The organism is Corynebacterium sp. MSK041, from assembly GCF_030232265.1.
Taxonomy (GTDB): Bacteria; Actinomycetota; Actinomycetes; order Mycobacteriales; family Mycobacteriaceae; genus Corynebacterium.
Window position 1 is genome coordinate 1 of the sequence record NZ_JASPJK010000033.1, and the last position, 1,447, is coordinate 1,447.

Annotated in this window: 1 protein-coding gene; it reads right to left on the reverse strand. The window is 54.5% G+C overall.

Features of this window, described 5'->3' with window-relative positions; translation table 11 throughout:
* Window positions 1-62: 62 nt before the first annotated feature.
* Window positions 63-1,274 (reverse strand): IS1249 family transposase, encoded by a 1,212-nt coding sequence (locus QP968_RS11035; RefSeq protein WP_284856443.1) that lies wholly within the window; start codon window positions 1,272-1,274, stop codon window positions 63-65.
* Window positions 1,275-1,447 lie beyond the last annotated feature (173 nt).

Genomic DNA, 1,447 nt, shown 5'->3' on the forward strand with positions numbered 1-1,447 from the left:
GGCTTAAGGGACATTTCGTGTGGATTTGCGGCGTGTCGCACTAAGGGACATTTCGTGTGGATTTAGGAGCGTCCGGCCCAGCCTTTTCTTATGCCTATGCTGGGGTTCCATTCGTTGTCGATGTGGATGTCGTATGTGGCTGGTCGTCCGTCTGGGTGGCCGCGTTGTGTGAGTTCTTCTCTTGCCCAGGCTGCGCGTGCTGCTTTTTCTCCTTGGCGTCCGAAGTCTTGTTGCTTGGCTAACTCCAGTGGCGCTACCGGGTCTTCGGTGTGGGTGTAGAGCCACCAGTCCATGGTGATGCGTTGATGCTCATCGAACATGCCACGATGGTTTCCTGCTAGGTCTTTGAGCTGTTTGTTGATGCCACCTTCCAGCAGGTTCGTGGTGGCTTTTAAATCCTGTGTGACACCTTCAGGCGGGTCAAGGAAGGTAAATAATTGTCCGGCGTGGATGAGCTTTTCTATCCGTTTTAGAGCCCTGCGGGCGTTGCGGTGGGTGTACCACCATTTCTGGTTGGGGCTGACCCATTTCGGTACTTGGCCTGCTGGTATAGCACTGCGGTAGGTTCGCTCTTTAAGCCAATCGGCAAAGGTAATGCGGGTGTGGTGGACTGCAGCTGTAAACCGCGCAGCATCGTCGGGATTGCGTACTTGGACAAGCATGTAGCCCAGTTTCCGGATTGCTTTATGCGCTGGGTGAATCGGGTTGCGGCTGATATCAGCGAAGGTGTTGCGCTGGACGTGAACGAGGCAGCGCTGGATGGCAACGTCGGGCCATTTAATGCGCAGTGCCTTGAGTGCTCCGCCTGCCCCGTCGGTGGTGACGATGAGTGGTTGCGCGATTTTGTCGAGCAGTTTCAGGTACTCGTATGAGCTTTCACGCAGGCACCAGTGCCAGGCGATGACGTGTGTTTCGGTGCAGGCTACCAGCAGGCATTTCTTGTGGAAGTAGGTGCCGTCGATAAAGACCTGGTCGTAAACACGATAGGGGTCAGTAGACGTGGGCACGGTGATAAACCACAGCAGCTTGAACCACCGGGTCAAAGTCCGCCTTGTTACCCCAAGGCGTTTGGCTAAATGGTCTGCGGATTCGCCGGAAAGAATCCAGTCAATAAAGATTTTGAAGTGCCGAATCTCGCTGGTGTGTGCGCGGGTATTAATCGATGAAACGTTGCATTTAGGACACAACCAGCGCTGGGTTCCTGCCGCGGTTTTGCCGTTCTTAACCAGTCCGTGGCCGCACATGTCACACGACGGCCGATTCCTATTAGCCATAGGAATTGGCCTTACCGCACCAGCAGCAGTCCCCTTATCACAGACCTAGGACTATCCAGTGTTGATTCCACAGATCGGGCCGTTGGAACCGATTCAAAATCAAGATCACCGCATTATCCCAGGCTGCCCCGGGAATCCGTATCGGTTTATCCACACGAAATGTCCCTTAAGCC

Bases quoted from the DNA above. Each gene is read 5' to 3' on its own strand.
- QP968_RS11035 (WP_284856443.1), bottom strand. From the start codon at position 1,274: ATGGCTAATAGGAATCGGCCGTCGTGTGACATGTGCGGCCACGGACTG.